The following is a 16,040-nucleotide window of genomic DNA, read 5'->3' on the forward strand; positions in this document are numbered from 1 at the left end:
ATCCCCCACTGATTATTAGTTGAACCAATCGGGCTTTTATGTGCAGTTGATTCCCACCTAACTTCTTTGCATCCGCTGAATTTTGAGGTGGGGGTCTTACTGCCCGGCAAATAGCGGGATAAAAGAGTAGAGGAGTGGTATTTTGTTTCAAACGATAAAAAATGATTGGTTCTCCAATGTGAGAGGGGACGTACTATCAGGAATTGTTGTTGCTTTAGCGTTAATCCCTGAAGCGATAGCCTTCTCTGTTATTGCAGGCGTGGATCCGACAGTTGGACTATACGCAGCCTTTTGTATTGCGGTTACCATTTCATTTGTTGGCGGAAGAACTGGAATGATTTCAGCTGCAACAGGTGCAATGGCATTATTAATGGTAACGCTTGTTAAAGATCACGGTTTGCAGTACTTATTTGCTACAACAATATTAACAGGTATTGTCCAAATTATTTTTGGCGTGTTCAAATTGAGCTCATTTATGAAGTTTGTTCCGAAATCTGTTATGAGTGGTTTTTTAAATTCACTTGGAATTTTAGTTTTTACAGCGCAATTGCCGCATTTTAAAAATGCAACTTGGCAAATGTATGCACTTGTCGCATTAGGACTTGTAATTATATATGTATTTCCACGTATTACGACGGCTGTACCGTCTACACTTATTTCAATTATTATTGTGACAAGTATTGCAATTATGAGCGGATTACAGTTAAAAACAGTAGGAGATATGGGAAGCCTGCCGAAAGAATTACCGTTCTTTAGCATTCCTGACGTGCCTTTTACATTTGAGACATTAGGGATTATTTTACCGTACGCAGTTATGCTTGCAATTATTGGTTTACTAGAGTCTTTATTAACAGCTTCAGTTTTAGATGATATGACGCATACGGAAAGTAATAAGCATAAGGAAGCACGTGGGCAAGGTATTGCAAACATTGTCGCTGGTTTCTTCGGAGGAATGGCAGGATGTGCAATGATTGGTCAATCTGTTATTAATATTAAATCAGGTGGACGCGGCCGATTATCAACATTTGTAGCGGGCGGATTTCTAATCGTATTACTATTCGTTTTAGGTGATTATGTCGTTCATATTCCGATGGCAGCTTTAGTTGCAGTTATGATTATGGTTTCAATCGGAACATTTGATTGGAACTCTGTAACAACGATTCATAAAGTACCAAAAGGAAACGCATTCGTTATGATCGTAACAGTTGCGATTGTCCTAATTACACATAATTTAGCATTAGGTGTAATTATCGGAACAGTAATTAGTGCGGTTTTATTTGCATTCAATATGGCAAAGATTCACGTGAAACATTTATATATTGAAAATAAGAAAATATACGAAATTCATGGTCAACTTTTCTTTGCATCTACAGCCGATTTCATAACTAATTTTTCATTTAATGAAGATGTAAAAGAAATTGAAATGAATTTTACTCATGCGCACGTATGGGATGATTCAGCAGTGGCATCAATTGATAAAGTTATCATGAAGTATGAACAAAGTGGCGTGAAAGTAAGTATAACGGGATTAAATGAACGAAGCTCGAAGATTATTTCAAATTTAGCTACTTATAATAAAAGAATTGCTAGTTAGAAGCCTCCTTTTTAGGGGGCTTTATTATATAATACGAGTAGGATAACGAAAAGGGGATTCAGCATATGTACAAACAAATTATATTAGCATGTGACGGTTCTGAACATGCACTTCGAGCAGCGGAACATGCAACATATATTGCGAAATGTAGCGAAGAAACAAATGTTGAAGTTGTGTACGTAGTAGATAATAGAACGGCAAAATCAGATATTATACAAGGTCAAACAGATCTAGAAACAATATCGGCTAGTCGAAAAGATAAATTAAAAGAGATTGAAGGTTTATTAAAGAAAGAGAACATTTCTTATAAAATTACGATATTACATGGCGATCCAGGAGATACGATTGTTCAATATGTAAATACAGGAGATATAGATCTTGTTATTGCTGGGAGTAGAGGATTAAATACATTGCAAGAAATGGTGCTTGGTAGTGTAAGTCATAAAATAGCAAAGCGTGTGAAATGTCCGGTGATGATTATAAAATGAAATAGAATGTAACTAAGACCTTGGGATAGCAAGGTTTTTTTTTATGTATAAATGCCTTTCATTTGTGGAAATACTAGATATATAAGTTGAGATGTAAACTTACAAATTTGTAAGTTTGTTGTCAGAAAAATCGATGTTATGAAATTTTTCCCATTGGTAAAATAAGAGTATCAAAGGGGAGATAGGGAGGATGGAAGTAATGAAATCATTGCAAAACTTATCATATAGTCAAGGGGTAAGCTTAATTTGTTTAGGGGGATTTGCTGCATCTGTTACGTTAGCTGTTGTAATAAAGATGATTCATCAAATCTTTTAATAGTAGAGTAGGGAAGGAATTGGTTGTTATAAATAGCAAGAGAAGGATTATAAATAAAAAATAGCTCCTGGCATGTATTTTAGCGCCAGGAGCTATTTTTATTCTTATTTCTCTGTTTCTGCTTTATCACTTGTTACGCTAACTTTACCCCACTTGTATTGATCTTCTGGTGTGTATTTATAATCTTTTACGCGATTATTTACACCTTTTAGGTCAAATTTATAATGAAGTGGAATTAATGGTACTTCATCGTGAACTAATTTTTGCCATTTATCGTATACATCTTTACGGTATTTTTCATCAGCAGCTTCTTTAGAAATACCCTGTTTTAATAATTCTGTGTTTTTGTCAGTAGCCCAACGTGTGTAATTGAACGGTGCGTTTTTAGCCCAAATACCAGAAGGGTCTGGATCAGATGCAGTTCCCCAAGCGGCAGCGAAAAGGTCAACCTTTGGATCATCTTTTTTAATCATATCGTAGAATGAGTTGAATTCGTGTAAGCGACCATCAAGAAGTTCTACTTTTAGGCCGATGTCTTTCCAAGATTGAATAAAGAATTTTGCAAGTGGTTCACTTACATCGCTACCACTCATTGATAAGAAATTAGCTTTAAATTCTTTACCATTTGGATCTTCACGGAATCCATCTCCGTTCGTATCTTTATAGCCAGCTTCATCTAATAACTTTTTAGCTTTCTCTACATCTTTATCATAGGCACCAATTTTATTGTTATGATATTTTGGTAGAGATGGTGGAATTGGTGAGTTAGCTGGATAACGTAGGCCATGATATAATTTTTCACCAATTTCTTTTCGATCAATAGCATACGCCATCGCTTGACGTACACGAACATCTTTAAATTTATCCTTATCCATTACTACTTCTTCTTTTTCTTTATCCATATGGCCTAATTTAAAGCCGATATAACTATAGTATAAATCGGTTTTACCGACTAATTGTGCATTTTTTAATTTACTTACATTTGGATATTGATCTGCACTTACTTCAGCAATGTCAATATCACCATTTTTTAAGGACGCGTTAACAACAGAAGGGTTAACAACTTTTAAAACCATGCTTTTCAGTTTTGGTTTTCCGCCATAATAGTCATCAAAACGTTCGAATTCAACGGATTCTCCAGGAGTAATTTTCTTCACTTTAAAAGGTCCGAAACCAATTGGATTTTTACGAATTTTATCAGATTCTGCTAATTTATCGATTGGTACATCTCCTAAGTATTTCTTATGAAGAGGGTATGTCCAAAGCCCAGTTTTCACTGAAGGATTTGGTTCTTTAAACGTAATCGAAATTGTTTTTGGATCCGTTACTTTTATACCTGAAATTTTTTCGGCTTTTCCATTATGATAATCTTCCATACCTTCAATCATTTGCATTTGAGAATCATAGCGAGAACCAGCATATTGTTTGCTACCAATCACCAGATAAGAGTATTCTAAATCCTCAGCGGTAACAGGGTTTCCATCATGCCATTTTACATTATCTTTAATTTTTAATGTAATTGTCTTTTTATCTTTAGAAATTTCATATGTAGCAGCGCCATCATTCGTATATTCCCAGTTTTCGTCATTTGATAATAAAGATTCATCGAAAATGGTAATGACTTGGTTATCAGGATCTCCTTCATATACAGCAAAGTTCAAAAGTCCTTCAAATGGTGTGTTAGAAACAAGACCATATGTTAATGAACCATCTTTAACTTCCTTTTTATCATTTTTAACATTTGTACTAAATTTATTTGTATCTACTTTTTTTGTGCTGCTCGTTTTTTCACTACCACCACTGCCCCCACATGCTGAAAGTAGTAATGTTGAAACTGCAAGTGTACTTAATACTTTGAAAAACTTTGGCTTATTTGTCATTTCTTCCACCCCTTATCCTTTTCTTTGTCTTGCGTCGGCCGAACGGCGTAGCGCTTGACCAATAAAATTTATACACAGCATCAATGTTAAAATCATGACTGATGCGGGTAACCAAATCCACCATTTCTCTTGTAATACATCTGGATTTCTAGCATAACTAACAAGTGTGCCAAGGCTTGGGGTACTTTCTGGTAGACCAAATCCTAAGAAAGTTAGCCCAGATTCAATACCGATGTTTCCAGCAAGGTTTAATGTAACGCTAACAATGATAATGGAACTTAAGTTAGGTAGTACTTGGAAAAGAATGATCTTCCAGTTTGGTGTTCCTAATGTTTTTGATGCAGAGACATAATCGAGTTCTTTTTCAGTTAATACTTTTGAGCGAATTAATCTTGCTTTTCCTGTCCATAAGAACACGCTCATAATTAAAATGAAAGTAAAGATATTGAATGTAGGAACAAGTGTAATAAATACAATTACAAGCATTAAAAATGGTAAAACCATAACGAAGTCGATAACGCGCATAATCATATTATCAATTGCTCCTCCAAAATAACCGGCAATTAATCCAATTGAAAGGCCAATTAAACAAGAAAGAATAGTAATTGCTAATCCAATTGTAAAAGAGTTACGTGTACCAATAATAAGTTGGCCGAAAATATCGCGTCCTCCATAATCTGTTCCTAACCAATGTTCAGCAGAGGGAGGAGCATAAATAGCGAATAAATCAACTCGTACAATATCTTCTTGTTTCATAATAAAAGATGTTGCATAGACCGCTAGTAATAAGATTGCTAGGAAAACAAGTGAAAACATTGCTAATTTATCTTTACGAAGTTCTCGCCACATAATAGAGAAACCAGAAGGGCTTTTTTCGTAATGAACAACTTCAGTTTGTTTTTCAGGGTTTGCTAACATAACGTCTGCTCCTTTCTTTAATCAATACGAATACGTGGATCGACGATGCTTAGAATAATATCTGAAAGGAGAGTTCCAAGTAACGTTGCAAATCCAGTAAACATAACGAGTGCAGTTATTACACTAAAATCGCGTTGAGAGATAGATTGTATAAATAGTTGTCCAATTCCTGGATAGCTAAAAATACTTTCTAAGAAGATGGCACCGCCAACCAATCCTGTAATTTCATAACCTAAGAAGGCTGCAATTGGTAAGAATGAATTTCGTAAAATATGTCTAGAATAGATTTTTGATTCTGGAACACCTTTTGCTCGTACTGTACGTACAAAATCTTTATGTTTCGTATCAATAATTTCGCTTCGTAAATATTGTACAGTACCAACTGTTGCAATAAGTGCGCCAGATAAAGCTGGTAGTAGCATGTGATTTAATTTGCTTAAATAGTAAGCGAATGTACCTGTTGCAACTTGAGGATCTACGCTACCACCAGTTGGGAATATTGCAAACTTAAATCCGAATAGGAAGAGCATAATTAATGCAAATATAAATAGTGGTGTAGCAAAACCTAGATAGTTGTAAATGGTAATGAGTCGATCAGCCCATGTATCGTTCCAACGCCCACTTATAACGCCAAGTGGAATGGCGATTAAATAAGTAAGAATAAGAATAACAAGTGCTAAAGATACTGTATTTCCAAGTCGTTCTCCAATTAAATCAGTTACTTTCATTTTATGTGCATAGGAAATACCGAAGTCACCTTGCACTGCATTTTTAATCCAGCGAACATATTGTGTTGTAACTGGGTCATTTAATCCAAGCTTTTCACGTTGTTCTTCAATCACCTTTGGATCCGCTTTCGGATTCATTGCTCTGCCTGTTAATGCATCGCCGGGCATCGCTTTAGCTAGTAAAAAGACTAGTACACTTAACACGAATAATTGCGGGATCATCACTAAAAATCTCCGTAATATAAACTTCCACATGTTTTATCACTCCCTTATGGTAATGCGACCCGGTGCGTTGGCGAGATTGCTTTTAAGTCATAAGCCCGACCGTTTTCATTGAAATAATTTTCGTATGATTTCTCGTACTCAGAGCTTACTTGTTGACGGAGCTTACGCTGTTGTTCTCTGTTTTCAGGACGAATATCAGGAATTGCTGATATTAGACGTTTCGTATAAATATGTTGCGGATTATTATAAATTTCTGTACTAGTTGCTTCTTCCACAATGCGTCCGCGATACATAACACCGATTCGGTCACACATATGACGAATGACACCTAAATCATGACTAATGAATAAGTATGTTAGTCCGAGTTCAGCTTGTAAATCTTGCAAGAAGTTTAATACTTGTGCCTGTACAGAGACGTCAAGTGCAGATACTGGCTCATCAGCAATAATAAGCTTCGGTTTTAATGTAAGAGCGCGTGCAATACCAATCCGCTGCCTTTGCCCACCGGAAAATTCATGTGGATATTTATAAATTGACTCTGGATTTAGACCAACTTTATCAAGATATTCTTGAACTGCTCTACGTTCTTCATCAGGTGAGAGTTTCTCAAAATTTCGAAGTGGCTCAGCAATAATGTCGAGAACACGTTTCTTCGGATTTAATGATGAATACGGATCTTGGAAAATCATTTGAATATCTTTTCGCTGTTCACGTAGCTCAGAGCGACTTAACTTTGTTAAATCTCTATTATTAAAATGAATGCTACCCTCTGTTGCTTTCGTTAAATGCATAATTGCTTTACCCGTTGTTGATTTGCCACTTCCTGACTCACCAACGATCCCGTATGTTTCACCCGGTTGTAATTCAAAACTTACACCATCGACAGCACGCACGTGATCTAATGTGCGGCCGAAGAAACCACCTTTAATTGGGAAATGTACTTTTAAATCTTCTACTTTAAGCAGTGCCATGAGTTACGTCATCTCCTTTCTTATGTTGGAAGTTGAAATGCTTGTAGCAAGTACAACGCACCCAATGGTCTGGTTTTACTTCGTGTAAAATTGGATTTTCCTCGTGTTGATCAGGTCTAATCCATGGAATTCGAGCTTGGAAGCGACAACCTGTGCGAGGAAGCTTTGCTAACGTAGGAACCACCCCTTGAATTACATGTAATTTTTCTTTTTCACCATACGCAGATGGAATGGAGTTTAATAGAGAACGAGTATATGGGTGAAGAGGGTTATTAAAAATCTCTTCAACTTTACCTGTTTCTACAACTTGTCCAGCGTACATAACGACGATACGATCAGCTGTTTCTGCAACAACACTTAAATCATGTGTAATTAAAATGATGCCCATTTTTGTTTGTTCTTGAATAGACTTTAGTAAGTCTAAAATTTGTGCTTGGATGGTTACGTCAAGTGCCGTTGTTGGCTCATCCGCAATAATGAGTGCTGGGTTACAAGCAATTGCAATGGCGATAACAATTCTTTGTCTCATTCCGCCAGATAATTCGTGTGGGTATTGTTTATATGTAAGTTCTGGTTTTGGAATACCAACTTGATGAAGTAGTTCTAAGGTGCGTTCTTTCTTTTCTGCTTTTGAAAGGCTTGTGTGGTAGTCTAAGTTTTCTTCGATTTGTTTTCCAACTGTCATAAGAGGATCGAGTGCTGTAAGAGGTTCTTGGAAAATCATACCGATGTTTGATCCGCGTACTTTATTCATTTCTGCGGTCGACATAGTTAGTAAATCCTTATCTCTATAGTTAAGCTGCCCCTGTAATTTTGTATTTGCTTCATTATGCAGTCGCATAATAGAAAGGGCAAGTGCACTTTTTCCGCAACCCGATTCACCAACTATCGCGACAATTTCATTTTCATGGACAGTTAACGAGACATCATCAACTGCTGCATGATATTGATCTTGTATGCGAAAGGAAGTTTGTAAGTTTTCAATGCGAAGAAGTGGATTCTTCATGGCTATCCCTCCATCTTTTCTGAAAAGACTAAATATTTTGTATGTTGTTGTTATTTTAATATAAATTGACAATGTTTGACAAGGATAAGTTGAAAAAATATTCAAAAATCTTTTTATATAGAGATTGGATGCAGTTGTGTAAGTGGTTGGAGTAATTTGAAAACGCTAACATGAATAAGAGAGGGAAATAAATCTTTTGTAAGAAAAAAGTATTATATGTAGAAAAAAGAGAGGTGTTCTGGAAAGAACAGTCTCTCTTTTTTTGATAAGAATAATATTAGTACTTAAGCTTGTTTTGGTTTTGCAGATCCTGTCTTTAAAGTAAGAGCAAGGAAGAACATTGCAAGTACACAAGATACAAGTAATAAGATGAATCCGCCATCCCATCCGAATGCATCTACGATAAAGCCCATAGCTGCGCTAGCAAAAGTAGCTCCACCTAGGTAACCGAAGAACCCAGTTAAACCAGCAGCAGTTCCAGCAGCTTTTTTTGGTGCTAAGTCTAGTGCATGTAGGCCGATTAACATAACAGGTCCATAAATTAAAAATCCAATTGAGACAAGTGCGATACTATCAATCATTGGATTGCCAGGAGGATTTAGCCAGTAAACAAGAACGGCGATAAATACACCAACCATAAATAAAATACCGGCAGGTGCGCGGCGCCCTTTAAACATTTTATCACTCATCCAGCCGCAAAGAAGTGTACCTGGAATACCAGCCCATTCATATAGAGCATAAGCTGTGCGAGAGCTACTATGAGTGAAACTTTTTTCCTCTACTAAATACGTAGGAGCCCAGTCTACAACGCCGTAACGTACGAAATAAACGAAAACGTTCGCGATAGCGATGTACCATAAAAATTTATTGTTTAGTACGTATGTAAATAAAATTTCTTTTACTGAAAGTTCGCGTTCTCGATCTTTTACTGTTTCATCTGATGGATATTCTCCAGTATGTTCTTCAATAGAAGGTAATCCACAAGATTGAGGTGTATCTCTCATCGTAATTAATACATAAATACCAACTAAAATTGAAAGAATACCTGGGAAGTAAAAAATACTATGCCAGTCATTTGCAAAGAAATATAACCCTAATGTTACAAGAGAAGGCATAAGTGCGCCACCGACATTATGAGCAACGTTCCAAATAGACATTTTTGTACCACGTTCACTAATAGAGAACCAGTGAACCATCGTACGACCACAAGGAGGCCAGCCCATACCTTGTACCCATCCATTTAAAAACTGAAGGACAAACATGAGTATAATGCTCGTTGTAATGAAAGAAAATGAGCCGAAAATAATATTAATGATACCTGATAAAAATAGCCCAGCTGCTAAAAAGTAGCGAGGATTACAACGGTCGGATACGATACCCATAAGAAATTTACTTAATCCGTAAGCGATAGATACTGCTGAAAGGATAACCCCAAGTTCTCCTTTACTAAAGCCTTGTTCGATTAAGTATGGCATTGCTAGTGAAAAGTTTTTTCGAACAAAGTAGTAACCTGCATAGCCAATGAAGATACCCAAGAATACTTGTAAACGTAATTTACGGTATTCGCTATCAACGCGATCAGCTGGTAAGCGTTCCGCGTGGGGTGCAGGTTTAAATAATTGTGTGAAAAACATAAAATGAAAATCCTCCCCTAATGAATTCGAAATGTTGTAAGTCAGAGAGAATATAAAAAGGCCATGAAATATAAAAAAGTTTCCTTTTTTATGATTCATAGCCTTATACTCCGATTCTCCGTGACTGTCAATATTAACTTCGTCGAAAATTATACAACTTTGTGACAGAAATGTAAACGTTTTTATAAATAAAAAGTGTTGACGTATTTTATTCGTGGTATTAATATTTAAATACGTTAAATATTTTATTGCTTAAATAAGAGGTGGATAACATGCCAAATGATATGACGCATATCGATAAAATTCAAGCTCTTGCCTTTTCGATTGGAAAGAAAATGCAGACGGAGTTATTAGAACAAATGCAAGCAACAGGACTTACACCACCGCAGTTTTATATTTTAAAGATTTTAGATCATTACGGTGCTTCAAGAGCGACAAAATTAGCAAAAAAGATGTATGTAAAGCCTAGTGCAATTACAGTGATGATTGATCGCCTAATTGACCAAGAGCTTGTAGAGCGCTATCACGACAAAGATGACCGTCGTGTTGTCATCATTGAGTTAACAAAAAAGGGGAAAGCAAGAGTAGAAGAGGCAATGACAGCTCGTAATGAGCATATTGCAAAATATTTCTCACATTTAGAATTACAAGAAAGAGAAGATTTGTTACGTCTCTTTGAGAAGTTAGAAACAATTATTTGCGGGACACAAGAGAAAAAAGAGAATAACTAAGAGGAATTGAGGAGATTACATGGAGCAACAAGAAAACATAAATAGAAAGTTGCTGTTAATCGGTTTAATAATCGCGATGCTATTTGCTGCATTAGATGGAACAATCGTTGGTACAGCAATGCCGCGTATCGTCGGTGAACTAGGCGGATTAAGCTTAATGACGTGGTTAACGACAGCTTATATGTTAACATCAACGACAGTTGTACCGATTGCAGGTAAATTAGCGGATTTACTTGGTCGTCGTAACGTATATATAACAGGGCTAGTTATCTTTATGATTGGTTCGGCGTTATGTGGTATGGCAAATGGTATGACAGAATTAATTATTTTCCGTGGTATTCAAGGTCTTGGTGGCGGTATTATGATGCCAATGGCTATGATTATTATCGGAGATATGTTTACGGGAAAAGAACGTGCGAAATGGCAAGGTATTTTTGGTGCGTTATACGGTCTTGCTTCTGTAATTGGACCACAAGTGGGTGGTTGGATTGTAGATGCGGTGAACTGGAGATGGGTATTCTACATTAACTTACCAGTTGGTATTTTAGCGACAATCTTTATTGCAATGGGATTAAAATCACATAAACAAACGGGACCAATTAAAATTGATATCGCTGGAATCTTTACGATGATTCTCGGTGTTGTAAGCTTATTACTTGCGTTAACGTTTGGTGGAAAAGATTACGCGTGGGATTCTTGGCAAATTATCGGGTTGTTTGCATTAGCTCTAATTGGTATTGTTAGCTTTGTTATCGTTGAAACGAAAGCAGAAGAACCAATTTTACCGATGCATTTCTTTAAAAATCGCACATTTACAATACTGAATGCGATTGGATTCTTTATGAGTATCGGAATGTTCGGTGCTATTATGTTCGTACCATTCTTTATGCAAGGAATTGTAGGAGTAAGTGCTGCTGAATCAGGAACAATTATGACACCAATGATGATTACAATGATTGTGATGAGTATTATCGGTGGTCAACTTGTATTAAAAGTTGGTGTGAAACCACAAATTATTACAGGGATGCTTATTATGGCTGGTGGTTTCTGGTTATTAACAACGATGGATATGCACACGACTAAACTTACTGCTACTTTTTATATGAGTATTATCGGTTTAGGAATGGGTCTTGTAATGCCGACATTAACATTAGCGTTACAAGAAAGTTTCCCGAAAAAAGATCTTGGTGTCGTAACATCATCAAGTCAGTTCTTCCGTCAAATCGGTGGAACATTTGGTATTACAATTTTAGGGTCAATCATGAATAACACTTCAGGTACAACATTAACAAATAAATTAGTACCTGTATTAGATACATTCCCGAAAGAAGCGGGACAAATGGTAACGAAATTTAAAGATATGATTCATACAGATCCACAAGGTTTATATTCGATGCTATTTAGCCCAGAGGCATTAAAACAAATGCCAGAAGCATTCGCTAACAGCATTGTACCAATCTTGAAAAATTCTTTAGTAGACTCACTTCATACTGTATTTCTAACAGGATTAGTATTCATTGTAGTGGGTGCTATCTTTACGATTTTCTTACAGAAGATTAAACTATCGGATCGTAAAAAAGGTGCTGAAGAGCCAGCAGCAGAAGAAAAAGAACAAACTGTATCATATTCGTAATTAAAAAGCATCGCCTTATGGCGGTGCTTTTTTGAGTATAACCTTAAAAGCTTTTTCGTGAGAAATGATTGACGTATTTCTAGAAATACGTTATATTATTTTCTGTAAACGGTTACATGAAATGGAGAGGGAATAGAATGAGTACGATTAAAGACGTTGCGAAATTAGCGGGAGTATCTGTTGCGACCGTTTCCAGAGTGTTAAATAAAAATGGATATGTTCATGAAGATACATTAAAGAAAGTAGAGCGAGCAATTGAGATGCTAGATTATAAACCTAGTACAGTAGCGCGTTCATTGTATAACAAGAAATCTCGTTTAATTGGCTTAGTTGTTCCAAATATCGTGAATCCATTCTTTCCAGAAGTTGCACGTGCCGTAGAAGATGTAGCGCATAAGCAAGGATACACAGTTGTCCTTTGTAACTCTGATGAGAGTTTAGAGAAAGAAAAGCAATATATTGATGTACTTAGGCAAAATAATGTGGATGGATTTATTGTAGCAACAAATCCACAAAATAGTGTTAATTACATGAAGTTGTCTGTTCCAGTTGTTGCAATTGACCGTATGTTTAATGAGCGTATTCCTACTGTATATGCAGATAACTATGCGGGAAGTCAGGCCGCGACAAAGTTATTAATAGATAAAGGCTGCAAACATATTGCACATATTCGTGGACCGCGTGACGTAAGCACAGCGAATGAACGTTTTGAAGGCTTTGTAGACGTAATTACGCAAAATAATCTTTCTTATATGATTGCAGAGAGTACATTTGATCCAGCTAATAGTGAGCGTGTAGCGGTGGAACTATTAGAAGAATACCCACATATTGATGGAATTGTTGCTGGGAATGATTTAATTGCAATAGGTATTGTAAAGGCTGCCCTTCAAAAGGGAATTTCTATTCCGGATGATTTACAAATTATCGGATTCGATGGAATTTCTTTAACAGAGATGATGTATCCATCTATTACAACTGTTGCACAGCCAATTTATGAAATGGGGAAAATTGCAACAGAACTGCTGTTAGAGCAGATGGAAGGAAATATATTAGAAGAGAAACACTATCGTTTACCGATTGAAATTATAGAACGAAATACAACGAAGTAAGGAGATGAAACAGATGCCAAATATTGCAGTAGTAGGTAGTATTTCAATGGACTTAGTGGCCGTTTCAAAAAAACGTCCGAAAGCAGGGGAAACAGTAATTGGTGAAGCATTTCATACAATTCCAGGAGGAAAAGGAGCCAACCAAGCGGTTGCTGCAGCTAGATTAGGCGCAAATGTAGCGATGGTTGGAGCGGTAGGAAACGATAATTATGGAACTGTAGTTAGGAAAAATTTAGAGAACGAACGCGTTTTTATCGACTATGTGGTACCGGTTACAGATGCAGCGACAGGAATTGCTCATATCGTTTTAGCAGAAGAGGATAACAGTATTGTTGTCGTGCAAGGGGCGAATGTTCTTGTAAATGAGTCGGTTGTAGATCGTTCAAAAGATCTTCTTATAAAAGCAGATATGGTTGTTCTTCAACTAGAGATTCCACTTGAAACAGTAAAATATGTATTGGCTATTTGTGAGGAACACAAAATCCCGGTTATGCTAAATCCAGCGCCAGCACAAGTGTTATCAGAAGCTATTTTAGAAAAGGCAACTTATATTACGCCAAATGAACATGAGTGCCGTATCGTGTTAGATGATTTCACATCACCAATTGAAGATTTACTAGCTAAATATCCAAATAAATTATTGATGACAGAAGGTTCTAACGGTGTTCGTTTCCATAATGGGACGGAGATTGTACATGTTCCTAGCATTGCTGTTGATGTAGTAGATACGACTGGAGCTGGTGATACATTTAATGGAGCATTAGCAGTTGCCCTTTCTGAAGGAGAAGCACTTCAAAAAGCAATTCGTTTTGCGAATATTGCTGGTGGTCTTTCTGTAACGAAGCTTGGGGCGCAAGGTGGTATGCCAACGAGAGATAAAGTACGTGAAGTGCAGGTGATTGTCGGATGAAAAAGCACGGTGTATTAAACAGTGAGATTGCATCAGTCCTTGCTTCACTCGGGCATACAGATACGATTGTAATCGCTGATTGTGGTTTACCAATTCCTGACGGAGTAAAACGAATTGATTTAGCTGTTGAGCTTGGAAAACCAAGTTTTTTAGACGTATTGCAAGTGGTAGCTGATGATATGGCAATTGAAAAAGTAACATTAGCAGAAGAAGTCATTAACAATAATGCGGAAGTAAATAAAGAAATCGAGCTGAAACTAATAGAGCCAGCATTTGAATATGTATCTCATGAACAATTTAAAGAGCATACAAAGAAAGCGAAGGCGATTATTCGTACAGGCGAGGCTACGCCTTATGCCAATGTAATTTTACATGCAGGCGTGATTTTTTAATAAAGGGAAGTGATGAGAATGCATATTGAAATGAAAAACGTTTCAAAGGCGTTCAATGGCAATTCTGTTTTGAAGAATGCACAGTTTATGATTGAAACAGGAGAAGTCCATGCATTGATGGGGGAAAATGGAGCGGGTAAATCAACGCTCATGAAGATTTTAACAGGTGTATACAAAAGAGATGGTGGAACAATCACGATTGATGGGCAAGAACGAACTTTTAAAAATGCAAAAGAAGCTGAAGAGTACGGTATTGCATTTATACATCAAGAATTGAACATATTACCGAATTTAACGGTAGCTGAAAATATGTTTCTCGGTAAAGAGTTAATGTATGGGAAGACAGGTATTTTACGTACGCGTCAAATGAACGCGATTGCGCAGCAGCAACTAGCAGAATTAGGATTACATGTAAAAGGCGCTATGTTGGCAGGAGAGTTATCGGTTGGACAACAGCAAATTATCGAAATTGCGAAAGCGCTAATGACAAACGCGAGCGTTATTATTATGGATGAACCTACAGCTGCATTAACAGATCGTGAAATTGAAACGTTGTTTACTGTCATTAATAAATTACGTAAAGAAGGCGTTTCGTTCGTTTATATCTCACACCGAATGGAAGAAATTTTTTCAATATGTGATGCCATTACAATTTTACGTGATGGGGAATACGTAGGAAAGAGGTTAATTCCAGAAACATCGTTTGATGAAGTAGTGAGTATGATGGTGGGGCGCAGCATTGGTGAACGTTACCCAGAACGAAATAGTCAAATTGGCGATGTTATTTTTGAAATGCGTAACGGAACGAAAAAAGGGAAGTTTGAAAATGTTTCGTTTCAAGTTAGAAAAGGTGAAATCCTTGGTGTTGCTGGCTTGATGGGAGCTGGCCGCACGGATATTATGAAAGCGATATTTGGGTACGAGCCTTTAGATTCTGGCCAAATTTTTATAAATGGACAAGAAGTAAAGATTGACAGTCCGATAGATGCGATTAGACAAAGAATAGCATTCATTACAGAGGATAGAAAATCTGAAGGGTTAGTGTTAGATTTCTCAATTCGAGAAAATTTAGCCTTACCGAATTTAGAAAGTCTTTCAAAGGGAAGTGTCCTTAGTAACGAACTAGAACAACAGTTTACAGCTGACATGATGAAACTACTTAATGTGAAAGCAGCTAGTGGAGAGCAAGCGGTGAAATCTCTTTCTGGTGGAAATCAGCAAAAGATTGTAATCGCAAAATGGCTAGGCATCCATCCGCAGTTACTCATTTTAGATGAGCCAACAAGAGGTGTTGATGTTGGAGCGAAAAAAGAAATTTACTCTATTATGAATCAGCTTACCGAGCAAGGCGATGCCGTTATTATGGTATCATCTGAGCTTCCAGAAGTTTTAGGAATGAGTGATCGCGTTCTTGTTATTCATGAAGGAAAAGTCGGCGGCATTTTAGAGAAAGATGAGGCATCACAAGAGTCTATTATGGCACTAGCTACAGGGGGAGAGTAAGG

The 16,040-nt window shown here is 36.8% G+C and carries 15 protein-coding genes; 9 read left to right on the forward strand and 6 right to left on the reverse strand.

The window, feature by feature from the left end; all coding sequences use genetic code 11:
* Positions 1-142: 142 nt before the first annotated feature.
* The 3 genes from KVT31_RS23850 (at position 143) to KVT31_RS23860 (ending at position 2,398) form a co-directional block, all read left to right on the forward strand.
* On the forward strand, positions 143-1,594 hold the full coding sequence (locus KVT31_RS23850) for a SulP family inorganic anion transporter (RefSeq protein WP_088095150.1): 1,452 nt from the start codon (positions 143-145) through the stop codon (positions 1,592-1,594).
* Between the two features lie 65 nt (positions 1,595-1,659).
* Entirely contained in the window at positions 1,660-2,082 is a 423-nt protein-coding gene (locus KVT31_RS23855) for a universal stress protein (RefSeq protein WP_000277996.1), read from the forward strand.
* A gap of 190 nt (positions 2,083-2,272) precedes the next feature.
* Positions 2,273-2,398: a DUF4027 family protein gene (locus KVT31_RS23860; protein ID WP_000453510.1), complete on the forward strand. Its 126-nt coding sequence runs from the start codon at positions 2,273-2,275 to the stop codon at positions 2,396-2,398.
* 104 nt (positions 2,399-2,502) lie between these two features.
* Here KVT31_RS23860 and opp4A read toward each other — a convergent pair whose 3' ends face one another.
* The 6 genes from opp4A to glpT form a co-directional block, all read right to left on the reverse strand.
* On the reverse strand, positions 2,503-4,278 hold the full coding sequence (gene opp4A / locus KVT31_RS23865) for an oligopeptide ABC transporter substrate-binding protein (RefSeq protein ID WP_000182630.1): 1,776 nt from the start codon (positions 4,276-4,278) through the stop codon (positions 2,503-2,505).
* Between the two features lie 12 nt (positions 4,279-4,290).
* Positions 4,291-5,196 (reverse strand): ABC transporter permease, encoded by a 906-nt coding sequence (locus tag KVT31_RS23870; RefSeq protein WP_000880741.1) that lies wholly within the window; start codon positions 5,194-5,196, stop codon positions 4,291-4,293.
* Between the two features lie 17 nt (positions 5,197-5,213).
* A complete protein-coding gene (gene opp4B, locus KVT31_RS23875; RefSeq protein WP_000265439.1) occupies positions 5,214-6,179 on the reverse strand; it encodes an oligopeptide ABC transporter permease in 966 nt (321 codons plus the stop codon).
* Between the two features lie 14 nt (positions 6,180-6,193).
* Positions 6,194-7,120, reverse strand: a complete 927-nt coding sequence (locus tag KVT31_RS23880; protein WP_088095151.1) for an ABC transporter ATP-binding protein — start codon at positions 7,118-7,120, stop codon at positions 6,194-6,196.
* Positions 7,107-8,126, reverse strand: a complete 1,020-nt coding sequence (locus KVT31_RS23885; protein ID WP_088095152.1) for an ABC transporter ATP-binding protein — start codon at positions 8,124-8,126, stop codon at positions 7,107-7,109. The genes KVT31_RS23880 and KVT31_RS23885 overlap by 14 nt, the downstream gene beginning before the upstream one ends.
* 284 nt (positions 8,127-8,410) lie before the next feature.
* Positions 8,411-9,760, reverse strand: coding sequence for a glycerol-3-phosphate transporter (gene glpT, locus KVT31_RS23890; protein ID WP_088095153.1), 1,350 nt, complete (start codon positions 9,758-9,760; stop codon positions 8,411-8,413).
* Positions 9,761-10,032: 272 nt separating this feature from the next.
* Between glpT and KVT31_RS23895 the strand changes: the two genes are divergently transcribed.
* The 6 genes from KVT31_RS23895 (at position 10,033) to rbsA (ending at position 16,038) form a co-directional block, all read left to right on the forward strand.
* Positions 10,033-10,491: a MarR family winged helix-turn-helix transcriptional regulator gene (locus KVT31_RS23895; protein ID WP_001132358.1), complete on the forward strand. Its 459-nt coding sequence runs from the start codon at positions 10,033-10,035 to the stop codon at positions 10,489-10,491.
* A gap of 19 nt (positions 10,492-10,510) precedes the next feature.
* The gene (locus tag KVT31_RS23900) at positions 10,511-12,124 is read left to right on the forward strand and encodes an MDR family MFS transporter (protein ID WP_088095154.1); all 1,614 of its coding nucleotides are present in this window, start codon (positions 10,511-10,513) and stop codon (positions 12,122-12,124) included.
* Positions 12,125-12,261: 137 nt separating this feature from the next.
* On the forward strand, positions 12,262-13,233 hold the full coding sequence (gene rbsR / locus KVT31_RS23905; RefSeq protein WP_088095155.1) for a ribose operon transcriptional repressor RbsR: 972 nt from the start codon (positions 12,262-12,264) through the stop codon (positions 13,231-13,233).
* A 13-nt stretch (positions 13,234-13,246) separates the two neighbouring features.
* Positions 13,247-14,143, forward strand: coding sequence for a ribokinase (rbsK, locus tag KVT31_RS23910; RefSeq protein WP_088095156.1), 897 nt, complete (start codon positions 13,247-13,249; stop codon positions 14,141-14,143).
* Complete coding sequence (rbsD, locus tag KVT31_RS23915) at positions 14,140-14,535, forward strand: D-ribose pyranase (RefSeq protein WP_088095157.1); 396 nt, start codon at positions 14,140-14,142, stop codon at positions 14,533-14,535. Before rbsK ends, rbsD begins: the two co-directional genes overlap by 4 nt.
* 18 nt (positions 14,536-14,553) lie before the next feature.
* Positions 14,554-16,038, forward strand: a complete 1,485-nt coding sequence (gene rbsA / locus KVT31_RS23920) for a ribose ABC transporter ATP-binding protein RbsA (RefSeq protein ID WP_088095158.1) — start codon at positions 14,554-14,556, stop codon at positions 16,036-16,038.
* Positions 16,039-16,040 lie beyond the last annotated feature (2 nt).

The sequence above is a fragment of the Bacillus sp. GbtcB14 genome, assembly GCF_019091205.1.
GTDB classification, from domain to species: Bacteria; Bacillota; Bacilli; order Bacillales; family Bacillaceae_G; genus Bacillus_A; species Bacillus_A cereus_AG.